Annotated in this window: 15 protein-coding genes, 2 tRNA genes and 1 other RNA gene; 16 read left to right on the top strand and 2 right to left on the bottom strand. The window is 49.4% G+C overall.

Translation table 11 applies throughout. The features are described from left to right. Positions 1–3 precede the first annotated feature (3 nt). The 12 genes from pheT to clpX all read left to right on the top strand — a co-directional run bounded on the left by pheT (position 4) and on the right by clpX (position 11,291). On the top strand, positions 4–2,388 hold the full coding sequence (gene pheT / locus P304_RS0103065; protein WP_027389338.1) for a phenylalanine--tRNA ligase subunit beta: 2,385 nt from the start codon (positions 4–6) through the stop codon (positions 2,386–2,388). Between the two features lie 117 nt (positions 2,389–2,505). Further along, positions 2,506–2,832, top strand: coding sequence for a hypothetical protein (locus P304_RS0103060; RefSeq protein WP_027389337.1), 327 nt, complete (start codon positions 2,506–2,508; stop codon positions 2,830–2,832). Between the two features lie 38 nt (positions 2,833–2,870). Beyond that, entirely contained in the window at positions 2,871–3,143 is a 273-nt protein-coding gene (locus P304_RS13760) for a cell division protein ZapA (protein ID WP_084417504.1), read from the top strand. A gap of 3 nt (positions 3,144–3,146) precedes the next feature. Beyond that, positions 3,147–3,322: non-coding RNA, 6S RNA (gene ssrS, locus P304_RS16540), on the top strand. A 5-nt stretch (positions 3,323–3,327) separates the two neighbouring features. Continuing rightward, positions 3,328–3,918, top strand: coding sequence for a 5-formyltetrahydrofolate cyclo-ligase (locus P304_RS15945; protein ID WP_051321355.1), 591 nt, complete (start codon positions 3,328–3,330; stop codon positions 3,916–3,918). Beyond that, positions 3,909–5,468 carry a ribonuclease Y gene (rny, locus tag P304_RS0103045; protein ID WP_027389336.1) on the top strand — a complete coding sequence of 520 codons (1,560 nt, stop codon included), beginning with the start codon at positions 3,909–3,911 and terminating at the stop codon, positions 5,466–5,468. Before P304_RS15945 ends, rny begins: the two co-directional genes overlap by 10 nt. A 118-nt stretch (positions 5,469–5,586) precedes the next feature. Then, positions 5,587–7,599 carry a methyl-accepting chemotaxis protein gene (locus P304_RS0103040; RefSeq protein ID WP_027389335.1) on the top strand — a complete coding sequence of 671 codons (2,013 nt, stop codon included), beginning with the start codon at positions 5,587–5,589 and terminating at the stop codon, positions 7,597–7,599. 130 nt (positions 7,600–7,729) lie between these two features. Beyond that, positions 7,730–7,813 (top strand) — tRNA-Leu (locus P304_RS0103035). Between the two features lie 3 nt (positions 7,814–7,816). Next, positions 7,817–7,892: transfer RNA gene (locus P304_RS0103030), tRNA-Gly, on the top strand. A 115-nt stretch (positions 7,893–8,007) separates the two neighbouring features. Further along, complete coding sequence (tig, locus tag P304_RS0103025) at positions 8,008–9,339, top strand: trigger factor (protein WP_027389334.1); 1,332 nt, start codon at positions 8,008–8,010, stop codon at positions 9,337–9,339. A gap of 18 nt (positions 9,340–9,357) precedes the next feature. Further along, positions 9,358–9,996: an ATP-dependent Clp endopeptidase proteolytic subunit ClpP gene (gene clpP / locus P304_RS0103020; protein WP_269077599.1), complete on the top strand. Its 639-nt coding sequence runs from the start codon at positions 9,358–9,360 to the stop codon at positions 9,994–9,996. Beyond that, entirely contained in the window at positions 9,993–11,291 is a 1,299-nt protein-coding gene (clpX, locus tag P304_RS0103015; RefSeq protein ID WP_027389332.1) for an ATP-dependent protease ATP-binding subunit ClpX, read from the top strand. The genes clpP and clpX overlap by 4 nt, the downstream gene beginning before the upstream one ends. Positions 11,292–11,383: 92 nt before the next feature. Here the strand turns inward: clpX and P304_RS0103010 are convergent, their stop codons facing one another. After that, entirely contained in the window at positions 11,384–11,890 is a 507-nt protein-coding gene (locus P304_RS0103010; protein ID WP_027389331.1) for a rubredoxin-like domain-containing protein, read from the bottom strand. Between the two features lie 71 nt (positions 11,891–11,961). Here P304_RS0103010 and P304_RS0103005 point away from each other — a divergent pair, with 71 nt between their 5' ends. From P304_RS0103005 to P304_RS0102990, 4 genes are read left to right on the top strand one after another with little or no spacing between them, the layout of a single operon-like run. Then, positions 11,962–13,149 (top strand): hypothetical protein, encoded by a 1,188-nt coding sequence (locus P304_RS0103005; RefSeq protein WP_027389330.1) that lies wholly within the window; start codon positions 11,962–11,964, stop codon positions 13,147–13,149. After that, the gene (gene lpxB, locus P304_RS0103000) at positions 13,146–14,261 is read left to right on the top strand and encodes a lipid-A-disaccharide synthase (protein ID WP_027389329.1); all 1,116 of its coding nucleotides are present in this window, start codon (positions 13,146–13,148) and stop codon (positions 14,259–14,261) included. Before P304_RS0103005 ends, lpxB begins: the two co-directional genes overlap by 4 nt. Positions 14,262–14,303: 42 nt before the next feature. Continuing rightward, complete coding sequence (locus P304_RS0102995; protein ID WP_027389328.1) at positions 14,304–15,716, top strand: FapA family protein; 1,413 nt, start codon at positions 14,304–14,306, stop codon at positions 15,714–15,716. 16 nt (positions 15,717–15,732) lie between these two features. Beyond that, complete coding sequence (locus tag P304_RS0102990; protein ID WP_027389327.1) at positions 15,733–16,551, top strand: FapA family protein; 819 nt, start codon at positions 15,733–15,735, stop codon at positions 16,549–16,551. A gap of 54 nt (positions 16,552–16,605) precedes the next feature. Here the strand turns inward: P304_RS0102990 and P304_RS13750 are convergent, their stop codons facing one another. Next, the gene (locus P304_RS13750; RefSeq protein ID WP_084417502.1) at positions 16,606–18,054 is read right to left on the bottom strand and encodes a DEAD/DEAH box helicase; all 1,449 of its coding nucleotides are present in this window, start codon (positions 18,052–18,054) and stop codon (positions 16,606–16,608) included. Between the last annotated feature and the right edge of the window lie 124 nt (positions 18,055–18,178).

Here is an 18,178-nt window from a genome sequence, read left to right as displayed (position 1 = left end):
AATATGATAGTGAGCTATAACTGGCTGCGGGAGTTCACTCCGCTGGAACTTTCAGTGCAGGATATTGCCGACCGCATTACGTTGCAAGGGTTGGAAGTGGATGCGATTCACGCCTATGGGGCGTTTTCCCACGTTGTTGTTGGGCAGATAACCGCTATGGAGCTGCATCCCAACGCGAGTAAATTAACGGTCTGTCGCGTGGTGACGGATGAATCAGGTGCGCCGCTCACGATTGTGTGTGGGGCGACTAATATGCAGCAAGGAGACAAGGTTCCCGTCGCAATGATTGGTGCTGTGCTCCCCGGCGGATTGGAAATCAAAGCAGCGCAGCTGCGCGGTGTTGATTCGCAAGGGATGCTTTGTGCCAAGGCAGAGCTTGGGCTAGAGGAAAAATCAGCTGGGCTGTATATTCTGCCGAGTGATGCGCCACTTGGCGTTTCTATTGTGGAGTATCTTGGTCTGCGTGATACCGCGATTGAAATTGGCCTCACACCGAATCGTTCGGATTGCCTGTCGCATGTTGGTGTGGCGCGCGAGGTGGCGGTTATTACTGGTGGTGCGGTGATGGTTCCGCGTGTTCAGCTCAACGAGGAGGCCGAAGAAACGGCGGCGCAGGTTGCGGTAGCGATCGATAATCCCGAGGATTGCCCGCGTTATATGGCACGCATCGTGCGTGGGATTACCGTGGCGCCATCGCCACAGTGGTTGCAAAATCGTTTAACGGTTTGTGGTATTCGCCCTATCAATAATATTGTTGATGTTACCAATTACATCATGATGGGTTTTGGCCATCCACTGCATGCGTTTGACTGGAAAAAACTTGGCGCGAAGACGATTCGCGTGCGCCGTGCATTCGATGGCGAAACTTTACAAACGCTTGATGATGCGGAGCGTTCGCTGCACTGTGAAGATATTGTTATTACGGATGGTGCAAGTCCCATTGCCCTAGCTGGTGTGATGGGAGGCGCGAGTACGGCGGTTGACGCACAGAGTACTGATATTTTGATCGAAGCGGCCTCGTTCGATGGGCAGCGCATTCGCCGCACGGCCAAGCGCCTGGCGCTGCATAGTGAGTCAAGCCACCGTTTTGAACGGGGTGTTGATCCGAATGGGTGTGCGTATGCGATCGATTTAGCCGCGCAAATGATGGCCGAGTTGGGCGGCGGCACGGTTTGTCGTGGCGCGGTTGACCAATATCTGACGGTGGCGATGCCGCGAACAATTCACCTGCGTCTTGAGCGGGTCGCAAAGATACTTGGCACGGTGATTCCTGATACGACGATAGGTGATATTTTACAACGCCTTGGTATGCGTGTCAGCCGAGCTGCGGATGTGCTTGTGGTCAGTGTTCCATCGGGGGCTGGTGATGTGCACCGTGAGATTGACTTGATTGAGGAAATTGCACGGGTATATGGGTTCGGGAATATTCCTGCCATCTTGCCTGAAGTTGTAGCCGCAGCACCGCAAAACAGCAATCAGGCTCTGCTGCATATGCTGAAAACTACCGCCGCTGCGCTGGGGTATACGGAAGTAATCAATTACTCGTTCACCGCACCGCGTTTTCTCGACGCCTTTCTGGGCAAAGCGGAACGGGTGCAACTCCTGAATCCTCTTTCTGATGAGCTTTCGGTTATGCGAACATCGCATGCGCCGAGTTTACTGCGCAACCTTGTCGCTAATCTGCATTTGGGGTTCGATAATTACCGCTTTGCCGAATATGGATCGGTGGTAAATGATGGGGCGCATGGGAAAGATGAAATCCCTGAAAGTCGTATGATTATGAGTGGCTTGCTGTCAGGTAAGTTGGCAAAACAGTGGTACGGCGATGGAGAGCGTACGCTCGATTTTTTTGATCTGAAAGGCGAACTTGAAGCGATTGCCGAAGCGCTTGGCGTTCCACTTCAGTTTGAAAGTGGTAGTCAGTCTTGGCTTCATCCAGGGGTTGCAGCGACAATCGCTGTCAACGGTGAGGCGGCAGGGTGGATCGGTGAATTACACCCAGCTTTGCTGGAACCGTTTGACCTCACTGGGAAAATCCTGCTGTTTGAGTTAGACCTCACTCTGGTTTTTGATGCGATCCGGGCGCGTTCTTTTGGGTTTATACCAGTCAATCGTTACCCCTCTGTCTGGCGCGATTTAGCGTTTGTTACTGAGCGGCAGGTGAGCGCACTGGATATTCAGCGCGCAATTGCAACCGTAGATATTCCATGGTTGCAGTCGGTACGTCTTTTTGATGCGTACGATAAGCTTGAGGGCGGTAGGCGGTCGTTGGCCTTCCGTTTCGTTTTCCGGAGTGCTGAGCAGACGCTCAGCGATAGCCTTATTGATCCAGCGATTCAGCAGATTATTCAGGCCGTCACTAAAGCGACCGGGGCGGTACTTCGTTAACATCGAGTCACACGTTTATGTTTGAGCCACACGCTGCCGGCGAGGTTCAGGAAAACCAGTTGACAGGGATTGCCCTGTTCGTGCTATATAACATTGGACAAGAAGGGGGAAACTGCTATGGATTTGAGCCATTTTGACTTACTCGGAGATAAGGTACAGTCGCTCGTAAGTGGGCGCAACGAATTGAGTAAGATTAACAGCGAGCTCGAGTGTAAAATTGATGACCTTGAAATGGCGGTTATGGAAAATGAAGAAACTATCCGCCATCTGAGAGAAGAGGTTGTCCGTCTACAGCAGGAGTACCAGGTAAAGGTTGAGGAGTTACACGCCGAAATCGCTACCTATAAGAACAGAGTCGATTCGATTCTGGACGTGCTCAAAGATGTTGAAGTAACTTCAATTCGAGAACTTGAGGGAGGGACCTTTGGGGGGCAATACTCCTGAGGGTGTGGTAAGCGCAAGCTGCTTGTGGAGAGTTTTCCTTGCAAATAGTCATTAATGGTCAGAGTTACACCTTAAGAGGGGGCGACGATCCCTACCGTATGGAAAAGGTAGCTCGGTTCGTTGATGATAAGTTCAATCAGGTACGGGAGAAAGTAGCATCCCATACCTCGGCAGAAAAAATAGCTGTCCTTGTGGCGCTGAATATAGCCGATGAGCTTTTTCGCATAAAACAAGAAGCACAAGAGAGTGAATCGTATACCCGCAAAAAAACCCTCGATATACTCAAAGTGATTGACGGGAATTTGAGTTAACCATCTCCCCTGCATTGTTAGTGATGAATAGTGTCTTTGAGCCAACGCTTTGCGACTGGGATGTCAGCCTGAGGGCGGTGAGCATGCCTCTTCGGAGGAAGCCTAAAGTCCAGCACTGGCGTCCCGACCTGGTTACCCAGGTTCAAATACATTTCTCACACGGCAATTGCGGGGGTTTTTTTGTATGGATGACGATGCTGGTGTAAGAAAAAAAGAGCTTCGCCGATATTTTCGGCAGCGAAGAGCAGAAGTTGCTCCCGCTGAGCTTGCCTCTCTTTCGTGCCAGGTTGTTGATCGTGCCCTCAGGTTTCTTGTAGATCGGTCAGATTTCTTTCGAATTGCGAGTTATTCATCTCTTCATGGTGAAGTATCAACGGTGTCTTTTAATCAAGCCATCCAAAAGCTTGGACGCACATTGTTACTCCCACACGTATCTTCTCCTTCTCATATGAATTTTGCTATTGTCACTTCGCTTACGCGTTTGTGTATCGGAGCCTATGGGACTCTTGTGCCAGCGGCCGATATGCAGCGGTGTGACAAGCCTGATGTGGTGTTTGTGCCTGGATTGGCATTTGATCGGATGGGGAACCGGCTTGGAATGGGAAAAGGGTACTATGATCGATATTTTCGGGAGTTGTGCCACTCTATGCCGCTGAAAATTGGATTAACATTAAATCGTTATGTGCTGGACGAGATGCCCAGCGATTCTTGGGATGTGCCGATGGATATGATTATGACGGAAACCGAAATTATTGGAGGAACTACATGGACATGAGCGCTATTATCTTTGTGCTCGTAGGACTACTACCGGGCGCTTTTGCCGGTTATGTATATCACAAAAATGTGAGTGCGAAAAATCTGGGTGAGGCAAAGGGGACAGCCGAAGACCTCGTACATAGAGCCAAGCAGGAGGCGGCAGCACTGAAACGTGATGCTGAAGTAGAATCGAAGGATCTGATGCTTCGTGCGCGTCAGGAAGTCGAAAAAGAGGCTCAAGAAAGAAAAAAAGAGCTCAATCAAATAGAAAATCGTCTTTTGAGCAAAGAAGGGAACCTTGATAAAAAAATCGAGGTACTTGATGCGAAGGATGAAAAGCTTCAGGAAAAAGAGCGCCAAGTGCAGCAGCGCGAAGGTCTTTTGGTAGAAAAAGAGAAAGAAATTGGTCGCCTTATTGAACGTCAGCAGCAAGAGCTTGAGCGTATCAGTGGCCTGAACGGTGAAACCGCCAAACAACTCCTTATGGAGCAGATGCTCGAAGAAGCTCGCCTTGATTCGGCAAAGCTGGCGAAAGCCATCGAAGACGAAGCCGTTGAAAACGCTGATCGTAAAGCGAAACGTTTGATCGCGACGGCTATCTGTCGTTTGAGCAGTGAAACGGTATCAGAAATGACTGTGAGCGTTGTCGATTTGCCGAATGATGAGATGAAGGGGCGTATTATCGGACGCGAAGGGCGCAACATTCGTGCATTGGAAAATGCCACGGGTATTGATCTTATTATCGACGATACTCCCGAAGCGGTTATCCTTTCCGGTTATGATCCTGTGCGGCGCGAAGTGGCTCGCTTGAGTCTGGAAAAATTGATTGGTGATGGACGGATTCACCCGGCGCGCATTGAAGAAGTGGTCGAAAAAACGCGCAAGGAAGTTGATAAGCAAATTAAAGAATATGGGGAAAATGCCGTCTATGACCTCGGTGTAAACAGTGTTCACCCTGAGATTATCAAATTGATCGGTAGGCTGAAGTACCGCACGTCGTACGGTCAAAATATTTACCACCACTCGATAGAGGTGGCGAATATTTGCGGTATCCTTGCCGCAGAGCTTGGCGTGAATGTGCAAGTCGCTAAACGGGCAGGATTATTGCACGATATCGGGAAAGCCGTTGACCACGAGGTTGAAGGATCGCACGCCATCATTGGCTATGAATTGGCGAAAAAGTATGGCGAAAAACCTGCGGTACTCAACGGTATTGGCGCGCACCACGGCGAGATGGAAATGGAAAGCGTTGAGGCGATGCTGGTGCAAGCGGCCGACGCTATCAGTGCTGCGCGTCCTGGGGCGCGTCGTGAAGTGCTTGAAAACTACCTGAAGCGCTTGGAGAAATTGGAAGAAATCGCTCACTCCTTTGAGGGGGTTGAGCGGAGCTTTGCCATTCAGGCTGGTCGCGAGATTCGCATAGCAGTGAAGAGTGAGGCCATCAGCGATGCGCAAATGTATAATTTGTCGCGTGATATTGCGAAGAAGATCGAATCTGAACTGACCTATCCCGGTCAGATCAAGGTAACGGTTATTCGAGAGACGCGAGCGGTAGAATTTGCTCGTTAAAGTAGTATGAAGGCATCGGGGAATAGAGCAAACGCTTTATTCCCCTTTTTTATTCGTGTATGATCCTGACCCGCAGGTAGCGCTGTTGTAAGGGAAAGACCACTTTTGAGGAGGGGTAATGAAAAATGTGACGATTGCGACGAAACTGACGGTTGGGTTTTGCCTTGTTGCGGCGATTACGCTGTTTGTCGGTTACATTGGTTGGAGTAGCGTATTGAAGCTGCAATCCAGTCTTGTCGATGTTGGGCAGCTCCGGTTGCCGAGCGTACACGCCTTGGGAGATATACAATGCAGTGCGGAACGAATTCGATCCGTACAGCGCACATTACTGAACCCGAATTTGAGCGATGCCGAGCGTAAGAGTCAGTTTAATGCACTCATGATGGCAGAAAAGCACTACGCCGAAGCGAAACAAGAATATGAGGCGTTAGATGTGACCGATGCCGAGCGAGCCCAATGGCAGCGATTTCTTGCTGTGTGGGGGAGTTTTGAAAAAGAGTATCGTGAATTTTTCAGGATGGCCAAAGAATTGGAACAGATTGGAATTTTTGACCCAATGTCGCTTCGTGCCAATTTGGAGCGGTTTCGTGGTGATCACTATGCTGTGATGGAAAATGTCAATGTGATGCTGCGCACTGGACGCCAGTTTGAAGGGGGGACAAACCCGACCGGTTGTAATTTTGGCCGTTGGTTGGGAACGTTTTCGACTACAAACACTGTCATAACGCAATTACTTGCGGAGATGAAAACAACGCATGACTCGTTTCATGCAGGTGTCGCGCGGGTGAAAGAGTTGGTAGAAGCTGGCCGTCTTGCTGAAGCGGAAACGCACTATACGGGGATTGTCAGCCCTGCTGCGAACCGTACGTTTCAATACTTTGGTCGGCTGATAGAAGAGGCAGAGAAAGCAGAGAAGTTTTACCGCGCTATGGAGCATCAGGCGATGGTGACCACAGTGGCGAAGCAAAGCGAGGCCTTTGAATTGCTGGAAACGATAGTGCACGAGAACCAGCAGTTGACCTCCGTGGAAGTATCGGAAGGCCTCGCGGAAGGGACTCGCGCGGAATGGTTGACAATGGTCGCTTCGCTGGCAGGTGTTGCTTTGGCGGTTGTGCTTGGCTTTGTTCTTTCGCGGATGATTGGTGGTCCTTTACGCGAGATGAAATATGCTTTTGATGAGCTTTCAGAGGGTGAAGGTGATTTGACGAAGCGCTTTGAGGCGGATGCTAGGAATGAGATAGCTGACGCGAATCGCTCGATGAATGTTTTCCTTGATAAAACTCAGTATATCGTGACGGAGGCTATTGAGGGATCCTATGAAGCGGCAACTGCCAGTGAGGAGTTAATGGCGACGGCAGAATCGCTCAACGCCAATATCTCACAGCAGTTTGATCTTGTCGACAAATCGAATGTCTTAACACGTGAGGTAGGTGAAAATCTGGACTTGACGGAGGAGTTGGCCGTTACGTCAACAGTCGTTTTGGAGGAAAGCAACCGCGTTCTGGGATGTTTTATTGCCGATTTAGCGAAATTGAATGAAAAAATTATAACGGATAGTGAAGCGCAGCAGGAGATGGCGATAAAAATGGAATCGCTGAGTCATGAAGCGGTGAAAATCGAAAACGTCCTTGGGATTATTTCTGGGGTTGCTGATCAGACGAACTTGTTAGCTCTGAATGCTTCGATTGAAGCGGCACGTGCGGGCGAAGCTGGGAAAGGGTTTGCGGTCGTTGCGGATGAAGTACGCGTTTTAGCTGAGCGGACACAGAATTCACTGGGAGAGATTCGCGCGATAATCACAACGATCACCGGCAGTATTGATGGGTTGCATCATGAGGTCGCAAAAATTGCTACGGATATTCGTCAAGTGGCGGATGATTCGCAGGGGATTATGAGTCAGGCTTCGATAACGCAGGAAAAACTAGCAGGCACTGTCAACTCATCTTCTGAATTGGTGCGCAAAAGCACCTTCATCGCGAAAAAGACCAAAGACTTGATTGAGGTCATGCAGGAGATGTTTCAACTCTCTTTGGAAAATAAAAATGCTGGTGAAGGGATCACGAATGTCTCGGTTTCCTTGGCCGAGAAATCAAATAATTTACTCGAAATGCTCAGACGGTTTAAAGTATAACCCATCATTTTCATGATGCTTACTTTGCGTATGGTTTTTACGGGGCAATCCAATTCGGATTTCGGGTTGTATTTTTGCGAATCATGGGTTGACAAGCTCCAGTAAGTAACGTACAAGCTCTCTCCGGTGTGCGAGAGTGGCGGAACTGGCAGACGCACTAGACTTAGGATCTAGCGCCTTCGGCGTAGGGGTTCGACTCCCCTCTCTCGTACCATCTGCGGGAATAGCTCAGTTGGTAGAGCACAACCTTGCCAAGGTTGGGGTCGCGGGTTCGAGTCCCGTTTCCCGCTCCATTGTCGAGCAATGAAAGACGGAACACTTCAGTNCTATTTTTTTTTGCCTGAAATTATTGTATCGTCCTGTGTTTGTTGAGCGTATTAGATTTTTTTAAAATATGCAGAGGTGGCAATGAAGATCGAAGTTAAAGGCATCGAAAAGTCAGCTAAAGAGGTAACCATAACGTTTCCTGAGGCGGTGGTAGAGGAAGCGGTACAGAAGGAACTCAAAAAGCTTGCGCTGAATGCTAAAATTAAAGGGTTTAGACCGGGGAAAGCGCCACTATCGGCTGTTCGTAAAAATTATGGCGGGACAGCGTTTGAAAATGCTTCGCATAAACTTATGGATAGTGCCATTGGCAGTTCGCTTGAGTCAGAGTCGATAAACTATGTCTCTCGCCCGACTATTACCGGCCTTCAGTCGGCTGAGGGGGGGGATTTGCAGTTCACGTACGTGGTTGACGTATTTCCTGAAGTAGATCTTGAACTCTATCGTGGTTTTGATCTTGTGCGCGAAGTAAAGCCGCTCACTGATGCGGATGTTGCCGAATCAATTGGTCATATTTTGCAAGAGCGCTCTGAGCTTCAGGTTGTCGATCGTGAAGCGCGCACTGGCGATCATGTTGTGATGGATTTCGCTGGTAAGATCGACGGTGAATACTTTGACGGTGGAACAGCAGAGCGTTATGCCTTGGAGATTGGCTCTGGCCAATTCATTCCCGGATTTGAACCACAGCTTGAGGGTTTAAAGGCTGGCGACGCTAAAGTGGTTCATGTCACGTTCCCTGAAACCTATCATGCTGAAGGGCTGAAAGGCAAAGCCGCAGAGTTTGAAGTCACGGTTCACGAAGTGCAGGAGAAAGTAGCTCCCGAGCTTACCGATGAGCTGGCGCAAACGCTTTTGCCGGATCAAGAGGGAGTAACGGTTGAGAGCTACCGCACGCACATGCGTGGCGTGCTTGCGTCGCACCTTGAAGAGCAGACGCAGAGCAAGTTGGAGCGCATGGTAGCCGACAACCTTATTGAAAAGAATCCATTTGATGTGCCACAGTCGATGATCGACTCGCAAGCGCGCCAAATTGCCTATAACATGATTCAGCGCTATATGTCAGGCCGGCAGAATTTTGATCAGGACGCAATCCGTCGCCAGATCGACACCCTTGCGCCGATGTATCATGAAATTGCCGAGCGCCAAGTGCGTACAAGCGTGTTGCTGCACAAAATTGCGGAAGTCGAAAAAATCGAACCAAGCGCAGAAGAGATGGATGCAGAACTTGTCCGTCAGGCTGGGTTGGCCGGTATGTCGCTCGAAGACCTGAAAGGGCGGATGAATCCTGAAATGGAAGAGGCCATGAAAGCGACCCTGATTGAGCGTAAAGTGATGACGTTCATCATAGATAACTCGACGGTTGTCGAAAAAATAGTTGAAGACGATGAGTCAGCGGAACTGCAACCACAAAGCTAATTGTTTTGCGGAAAGTACCTGGCTTGTAACAAACAGAGAACAGCCACAACAGCAGAGGAAACTATGCCATTGATCCCAATTGTTATTGAACAGACTTCTCGGGGCGAGCGTTCGTATGACATTTATTCGCGGTTATTAAAAGATCGCATTATTTTTCTCGGGACGCCGATCGATGATCAGGTTGCCAATGCTATCATTGCTCAATTGCTCTTTTTAGAAGCAGAGGATCCTGAGAAAGATATCTATCTTTACGTCAATTCTCCAGGTGGAGTTGTGACGGCAGGAATGGCCATCTATGACACTATGCAGTACGTCCGACCGAAAATTTCTACTATTTGTGTTGGTCAGGCGGCCAGTATGGGTGCCGTGTTACTGGCTGCGGGGGAAAAGGGGAAGCGATTTGCGTTGCCTCACGCCCGTATTATGATTCACCAACCGCTGGGCGGAGCGCAGGGGCAGGCGACTGATATCGAAATTCAGGCGCGTGAAATCCTGCGTATGAAACAGATGCTGAATGAGTTATTGGCCAAACATACCAGTCGTGATGTTGAACAGTTATTCCGCGATACCGACCGCGATTTCTTTATGGATGGCAAACAAGCGGTGGCGTATGGCTTGATCGACGAGGTAATCGCTTCGCGTGGAGTGGTTACATGACGAGACGCAAATCGCCCGAAAAGCCATGCTGCTCTTTTTGCGGCAAAGCGTACGATAAAGTCGCGCGGCTTATTGAAGGGAAACCTGGTATCTTTATTTGCGACGAGTGTATTGACTTGTGCAATGAAGTCATGTCGGAAGATGAAGATATTCTCAATGAGCTGAATGCTCCTGGGGCGGATGCACAAGACATTGTTGCGACGCTGCCGAAGCCTGCTGAAATAAAAGCAGCGCTCGATGAATATGTTATCGGTCAAGAAGCGGCAAAAAAAGTATTGAGTGTTGCCGTCTATAACCATTATAAGCGGATATATAAAGGAGATACGCGGACATCGGCGGGTGAAGAACCTGTAGAACTGAGTAAGTCCAATATTTTGCTGATTGGCCCCACAGGGAGCGGCAAAACGCTTTTAGCGCAAACTATGGCGCGCACTTTGAACGTGCCGTTTGCGATTGCTGACGCTACGACGTTAACTGAAGCGGGCTATGTTGGCGAAGATGTCGAAAACATTTTACTGAAGTTATTGCAAAGCTGTGACTATGACGTTGATCGCGCGCAACGTGGTATTATCTATATTGATGAAATCGATAAGGTATCGCGGAAAAGTGAAAATGTTTCGATTACGCGCGACGTTTCTGGCGAAGGCGTTCAGCAGGCGCTTCTGAAAATCGTCGAGGGTACCATTGCGAACGTTCCGCCAAAGGGTGGGCGAAAGCATCCGAATCAGGAATTTATCCAGATCGACACCTCGAATATCCTCTTTATTTGCGGTGGAGCGTTTGAAAGTCTTGATCAGGTAATTGGACGTCGGATGGGCAAAAAGACCCTCGGCTTTGGGCAGACTTTGAGTGAAAACCGTGGCCTGCAAAAAGATGAACTGATGGCACGCGTTCATCCAGAAGATTTGATAAAATTTGGGATTATTCCTGAGTTGGTCGGCCGCCTACCCGTCATCACGGCTCTTGGTGAGCTGGGAAGTGATGCGTTAGTGCGGATTCTGAAAGAACCAAAAAATGCGCTGATTAAGCAATATCAGTATATGCTGGGGATTGACGATACCGAGTTGGTTTTTGATGATGACGCCTGTGAAGCGATTGCGGAAGAGGCACTTAAACGCAAAACAGGAGCGCGTGGTTTGCGCAGTATTCTCGAAGATGTCATGCTTGACATTATGTACGAAATACCGAGTATGGAAGCGGCGCGTCGTCAGTGTCGCATTACCGCTGCGGTGATTCGTGGCGAAGAGAAGGCGCACGTGACACCACTCAGCGGGAAGTCGACGAAAAGCGCATAACGTATGCGGCAGCTATGGGCATTAAGAGTGTATATAAAAAAGGGTACCGATATCGGTACCCTTTTTGCGTATTGATGTGGCGTGGCGAGGTGTTACGCAAATTTCTGGAATTGGCGCAGCGCCCATTCTAAGGTGCGAATATGCCGCTCTTCATCCTCCGCACATACGCGAAACCATGCCGCGAGGGGAACGTTTCCTTCGGCGTAGGCAAGCGAAGCTCCTTCGAGTTTGAGTTTGCGACTTCCCTTTTTCCCTTCAAGTAAGGTTTTAAACGAGTCGAGAAGTTCGTCACGTGTTGCTGCGGCTCCACTCCATCGTGCAAAGCCCGTAGCGTGACGAAGCTCGTCTTGCGCCATGGCGAGCAAGGGCGGCGAGAGGTGCGGGATGCCAAGTGTTTCGCATTGCAGGGCGTAATGACCAAGATGTGTTGCTTCCCATGAGTCGCCACGAACCTGTAGTGCGGCGTATTCATCGAGCGACCGGCTTGCTTCGGTATCTTCGGTAAAAGCACTTTCTGGAGCGGTGCACAGGGGGCAAACTAAGGGGGGTGTGTCCCCAAAATGGAGGAGACGGCATTTCGAACAGCGATATTTTTGCATATAAATTCCATCCTGTGTTACGAATGCCTTATTGTAGTAGAGTCAGCCTTTTTTGCATAGGGGGTTCGCAAGTGGAAAGAAAATCTCTTTTAGCAACGTTGGGTCATTACCTCTTGTTGCGTAATGTCGGGGTTTTTATTTTTCTTTCTTTATCGCTTCTTGTTTTCATTATCGGGCGTACATCGTTGGAACATGCTTCACAGGAATATCAGGCGTCTTTACGGCATTCCTCGGTTTTGGCACGAGAAATGCTCGACCTGATTGCGCTTTACGATGAGCTGGAGCAGCGGCCAAGCGAGGCGACCGTCATTCTGCGGAGCATACGGCAACAGCTTGACGGTATAGCGCAGCAAGTTGCCAGTAGTGGCGACACGTTTCATTTGCTTCCAGCCTACCAAAAACTCCTTGAGGCTACAGGGTATGAGCTGGCAGAGTGGTATGATGAGTTGAACCCGCTGGATGGTGGCGTGCTCCCCCCGCCGAGTAGTGAATTTTGGGTGCAGCATCGTAAATCTATTATTGATCAGGTCCGGCATTTGCAACGGCTTGGTGAGATGGAAGTTCAGCGGCTGTTTTTAACTATGGATCAACTGAATTGGATTCTTGCAGCTACATCATCGTTTGGTATGGTTATTCTGTTGGCGCTCTTGTATCCCGTCATTGAACATCGGAGTCGCAGGATTCAGCTGGTGGCGAAACGCCTTGCGCAGGTTGCTTCAGACGAGGCTCATGGGGTGAAGGAAGAAGCATTGAGTAACTTGGAAATGCTGACACAAAAAGTCGTGCGCCAAGTAAAGAAGCATCGCATTCGTGAAGCCCTACTGGCCAAGGCGCTTGGGCAGGCAACTGGAGCATTCCCCGAAACGATACGGGAATTCTACTACCATCGAATATTGTGGCGTGGCATTGAAAGTCAGTCGGATCCTATTGCGATAGTCGAAGAAAACGGTATTTTTCTCTACACGAACACGCATTTTGAAGGGATATTTCACTGTACACGTCATCAGAATCTTGAGGATATCGACCCAACCCCGGAAAGTGAATCTTTGGTTGAGTTAGTTGGCGAAGCACTGCAAAAAGGGTATCTGGCAACCTATATCGAAATTTTAACGGTGCCGCGCGGATTTCGGGCGAACCGCTTTCAAGCGTATGATTTTACCCGCCGTCGGCAATGCGAATATCTCATTATACATATCGAGGGACGTCCGCCGACAGATGATTTCTTTGTCACCGAAGAGGGTGGATGGGGGACGGCATGAAAAGTACAAGAAGGCCATCAATTTTTATCAGTTGTGGCGAATTGAGCGGAGATTTCCATGCGGCAAATGTGGTGCGCCACTTGCTACCTGAATGGGATGTGCGAGGTATTTATGGGCCACATCTACGTCACGCTACTGCTGGAGTAGGCGAAGTTGCACAGGTTGAATCGCTCAGTGTGATGGGGCTTTGGGAGGTACTGTGTCAGTATCGAACGATCCGAAAGGTTTATGTGACCGCGCTTGAGTCTATGCGCAATAATCCGCCAGATATACTGTTATTGGTCGATTATCCAGGGTTTAACATGCGCTTGATGCGGCAAGTGAAAACCGAATTTCCAGCGGTAAAGGTTTTTTACTACATCCCTCCGAAAGTATGGGCGTGGAAAGTTGGAAGAGCTGCAGATATATCGCGCTTTTCCGACAGAATCTGCACAATATTCCCGTTCGAAGAACAGTATTACCAAGCGGATAAGGTGCACTATGTCGGGAATCCTTTAGTGAGCAATACTTACTCGCCTGCCGAAACGCCTGATCCAAATTTGATTGCCTTATTGCCTGGGAGCCGCCGCAGTGAAGTTGAACGTCTCTTCCCTATTTTGCTTGATGTGGCGCGTAATATTCCTGATAAGCAGTGTGTTGTCCCGGTTGCCTTATCACTCGGGATGTCATTTTTTGAGCGTTATACATTGCCGGATAATGTGCGGCTTGAGTTGCGCCCGGTCAGTGAGATGTGCCGTTTTGCTTGGGCGGCAGTTGTCGCAAGTGGAACGGCATCGCTTGAAATGGCGGTGTTGGGCATACCGCATGTGGTGGTGTATAAGGTGAATCCGCTCACATGGATGATTGGTCGTCGTATTGTAAAGCTACCATTCGTGAGTTTGCCAAATATTATTGCCGGGCGTGAAGTTGTGCCGGAGTATTTGCAGGACAAGTGTCAGGCAGCGACTATCTGTGGACGTTTGCGAGAGCTGTGCGATCCGTTGCTTCATCAATGGATACGTGATGAATTGTTGGCGCTCCGTTTGCAGCTTGACCGTGGTAACGCCTCGCAGGCGGTGGCGCAAGAAATCAACAACATGATGGTACGCGATACGCCTTCTCGTTTACCGTGAAGTCTGGTACTATTTCTCTACTAATGATATTGGGGTAACCTTTTGGAAACACTCATTCTGCACTGCGCTGAAGATAATTTGCGCGCGACGATTGAAGTCTCACCGGCCATCTTGGAGCTGGCACCGGTGTCGGCATTGCGTGATACCGTTATGACGCGCTTAAAAGAACTCGGTGTGCAAGAGCGTTTTATTTGGCATGAAACGCTTGATACCCTTCAGGAGTTGGCAGAAAGCCGTCTGTGGACAACACCTTTTCACGAAACGATCGCTGCGGGTATTCCACCACAAAATGGAATCGACGGGCAGGTTGTTTTTCATGTTGATGTCAATTTGAAGGTTGGCGAGGAGCACAGAAGTGGGAAAATTGATTACAAAGAGCGCGGTTATGTGCAAATTGTCGAGGCGGGAACTCTCTTACTCGAAGTTATTCATCCGACGAAAGGTGAATCTGGAGTAACCATTTTTGGAGAAGAAATTCCTGCGGAACATGGAGTTGAAGTAGCGCCGCTTTTTCCAGATGGGCGATCGGTGGCGGTTGAGCCGGGGCAAAAGAGCACGCTGTATCGAGCGAAGCGCAAGGGGTGGCTTCAATCGAAGAAAGGTACTCTCTCGGTAGAAATAGCGCTGACGGTAGAGCAAGATGTCGGTATTGAAACAGGAAATATCCGTTCGGTTGGAAGTGTTACGGTTAAGGGGAGTATTCGCGGTGGTTTTACGGTAGAGACAACAGGTGATGTTGATATTCAGGGAGATGTTGAAGCGGGCGCCGTTATTCATGGGAAGAATGTGAGTGTCAGTGGTGTGTGCCATGGGCAAGTGTTCGTGATGAACAATTTTACGGCCACAATCGCTGAATATACAACAATTGTGGCGGGAAATTTGGTGGCTATATCAACGGCCTTTCAGTGCGAAATTACGTGTGCTGCGGCGGTAATTGATAACCTGAAAGCATGTTTTGTCCGTGCATCGAATTTGATTCAAATTGAAATAATTCAGCCGAGTACGGGGAATCCTTCAACGTTGATTATCATGCCGCATGTGTTTACGCATCGCACCATCAACATGTATAACGTGGCATTAGCGGCCGCTCGGTTTGACAACGAAATAGTGAAGCGGCGGTGCCGTGCTATTGAATCGGAGTTTTACAATCGGCATCCGCATGTTTCGAAAGAGGAATTTCTGGTAGCGATGGAGAATGATCCGCACTATAGCGAAACACGAAAAGCGGCGGAGATGGAAGATTTGCACATTCATACGTTGCGCAAGAAAACGCTTACCTTTTTGGAGCAAAAGCAAGGGAAAATTCGCGTGAGTGCGTTGGTGCGCGACACGATTATTAATCTCTATGGTCAAAGTCGGGTCATTGGGAGTGATTTAGCGAATGTGGTCTTTTCACTTGACCCAGAAACGAAACGGATAGTGGGGGTAGTCAACGGTGAAGCTGATACCGCTTAGCCTTCTCGTTCCTGGTATGAAGCTCGCGAAGGACGTGTATAAGGGGCAAACAATTTTTCTTTCGCGCAATGTACCGCTGACGGAGCGAGTGATCGACTATCTCCGTTCATCTGGCTTTAGTCATAAAATTGCCATAGATGATGGTGCCGTATGTCCGGTGCGGCAGTCAAATCGGGGGTATGAAATAGAAATCCTCGAAAAACAGCACGGGTTTTTGCGTCTCGAAGGTGATGTGTTTATCGAAGGGTTTGCTCAGGCAGAGTCTGAATTGTATTGTGTCGGGAATGTTGAAGTGGGTGGGGACGTACTCGCCTTTGCGACGATTGTTTGTACCGGAACATTAACGGTTAAAGGGCGAGTAGCCGGAGCGACGGTGGTGGCTGGCCAGAATATCAAAGTGGTTCAAGCTGGATCGCAATACCATTTGCCAACAGCGATTGCCTGCATTGACTTTCAGGAAAAACTCAATCAGGAAGCGAAAAAAGAATACGAGCGCGAACTTGATTCGTTGCAGCAGAATATAAATAAAATTGGTGCTGCAATGGCCGGCTATTCGCGTCAGCAAAAAGAAGGTGTTGTGCAATCGCCTGCGGAACGAGCAAAAATTAAAAAAATATTTTCAATGTATACGGTGCTGCAAAACAACCGGAAAAAAATTCAACAACAGATAGAGCGGCTTTCGGGCGAATCGCCGCCGTTAAGTATTCATGTGGAAATGTCAGTTGCCCATGACGTGACCTTCGGAATTGGTGACCTTCGCTTGGCCGCTGAGCCGCACGCTGGCGAGGTGATTGTCAGTGCACGGGGTGGGGTTCTCCACTTTGAAAACAAATAAACCCTTTGCTCGATTGAGCAAAGGGTAAAGTTGCGGGGCGTGTAATAAAAGCCCTTATGACCGCCACTCGCTACTACGGTAGTCGTGCGTGCGGTTTTTAGGGCGCTCAGCGCGCGCGTTCCCCACGTTGACCATGGAGTGTCTTTTCGCTGGCGTTGAACGTGAAGTGCGTTCGTTGGTCTCTTCGCCACCACGACTCAGTGGAGCGGCTTTCGGGAAGGCCGTTGCTTTCGCCGCAGTGTGAGTCGATGTTCTGCTGCGACCTTTACTTGGCGCTGCCGGCTGCTGGGTTGAGTTTCGTGGAGCGCGTGACGCTGTGGTTTTCCCTTTACTGCCGCGTCCATTCTGGATCGGTTCGGCGGTAATAGAGGGGTCGGGGGTGAAGCCCTCAACGGAAATCTTGCGAATTTCCGTTTTTAGCATCCGCTCAATCCCTTTTAGTAGATCGTGTTCATCAATGCAGACCAATGAGCAAGCGCCACCGTTGTTACCAGCACGGCCAGTGCGGCCAATGCGGTGAACGTAATCTTCGGGAACATTCGGAAGCTCAAAGTTGACTACTTGTGGCAGCTCATCAATATCAAGGCCACGAGCCGCGATATCGGTAGCGACCAATACACGAACTGCCCCTTTTTTGAAGTCGCTCAGTGCTTTTGTGCGCGCATTTTGGCTTTTGTTGCCATGAATGGCATCTGCGCCGATTCCATCTTTAGAAAGTTGGTCGGCTAGGCGATTGGCGCCGTGCTTGGTACGTGTGAAAACTAATACCTGTTTCCAGTTGTTCTCTTTGATTATTTTCGACAGAAGTTCACGTTTGCGTTCGCGATCAACGAAGTGAACGACTTGTTGCACATTCTCTGCAGCGGTGTTGCGCTTAGCGACTTCAATATGCACGGGGTCATTGAGAAGTGTTTCTGCGAGGCGAGTAATTTCTGGTGTAAACGTTGCAGAAAAGAGGAGACTCTGCCGCTGTTTGGGAAGGATGCCAATGATACGACGAATATCATTGATAAAGCCCATGTCAAGCATGCGATCTGCTTCGTCAAGAACCAGAATTTCAATTTTAGAAATATCGATGGTCTTTTGGTTAATGTGATCAAGTAACCGTCCTGGTGTGGCGACAACAATGTCAACCCCTTGGCGCAGTGTTGTAATCTGTGGGCCAATGCCAACGCCGCCAAAAATCACTGCCGTACGGTTCTGGACGCATTGTCCGTACGTACGAACGCTTTCTTCAACTTGTGCCGCAAGTTCGCGGGTTGGAGTCATGATAAGGACGCGCGGATAGCGGCGACCTTGCGTCGGATTTTTTAGTAAGTGTTCAAGGATAGGGAGCGTAAATCCTGCAGTCTTCCCTGTCCCCGTCTGAGCGGCGGCACGAATGTCGCGGCCTTGAATGATAGCGGGAATAGCTTGAAGCTGAATAGGAGTTGGTGTCGTGTACCCTTGCTGGGTTACGGCACGAAGAATCGGGGCCGAAAGGCCAAGTGTAGAAAATGACAAAATAAAATCTTTCTGAGAGAGCCTGCCCTACGAGTAGGAGGTTCGGTCCAGGCTGAATCGGGAATATGCATTCGCATAAAAACGAAAGGATCAGGTCGCAGGCCGAAATGCGTCGATTGAACGA

It is taken from the genome of Chrysiogenes arsenatis DSM 11915 (genome assembly GCF_000469585.1).
Taxonomy (GTDB): Bacteria; Chrysiogenota; Chrysiogenetes; order Chrysiogenales; family Chrysiogenaceae; genus Chrysiogenes; species Chrysiogenes arsenatis.
This window is presented reverse-complemented; position numbering and strand designations above follow the sequence as displayed.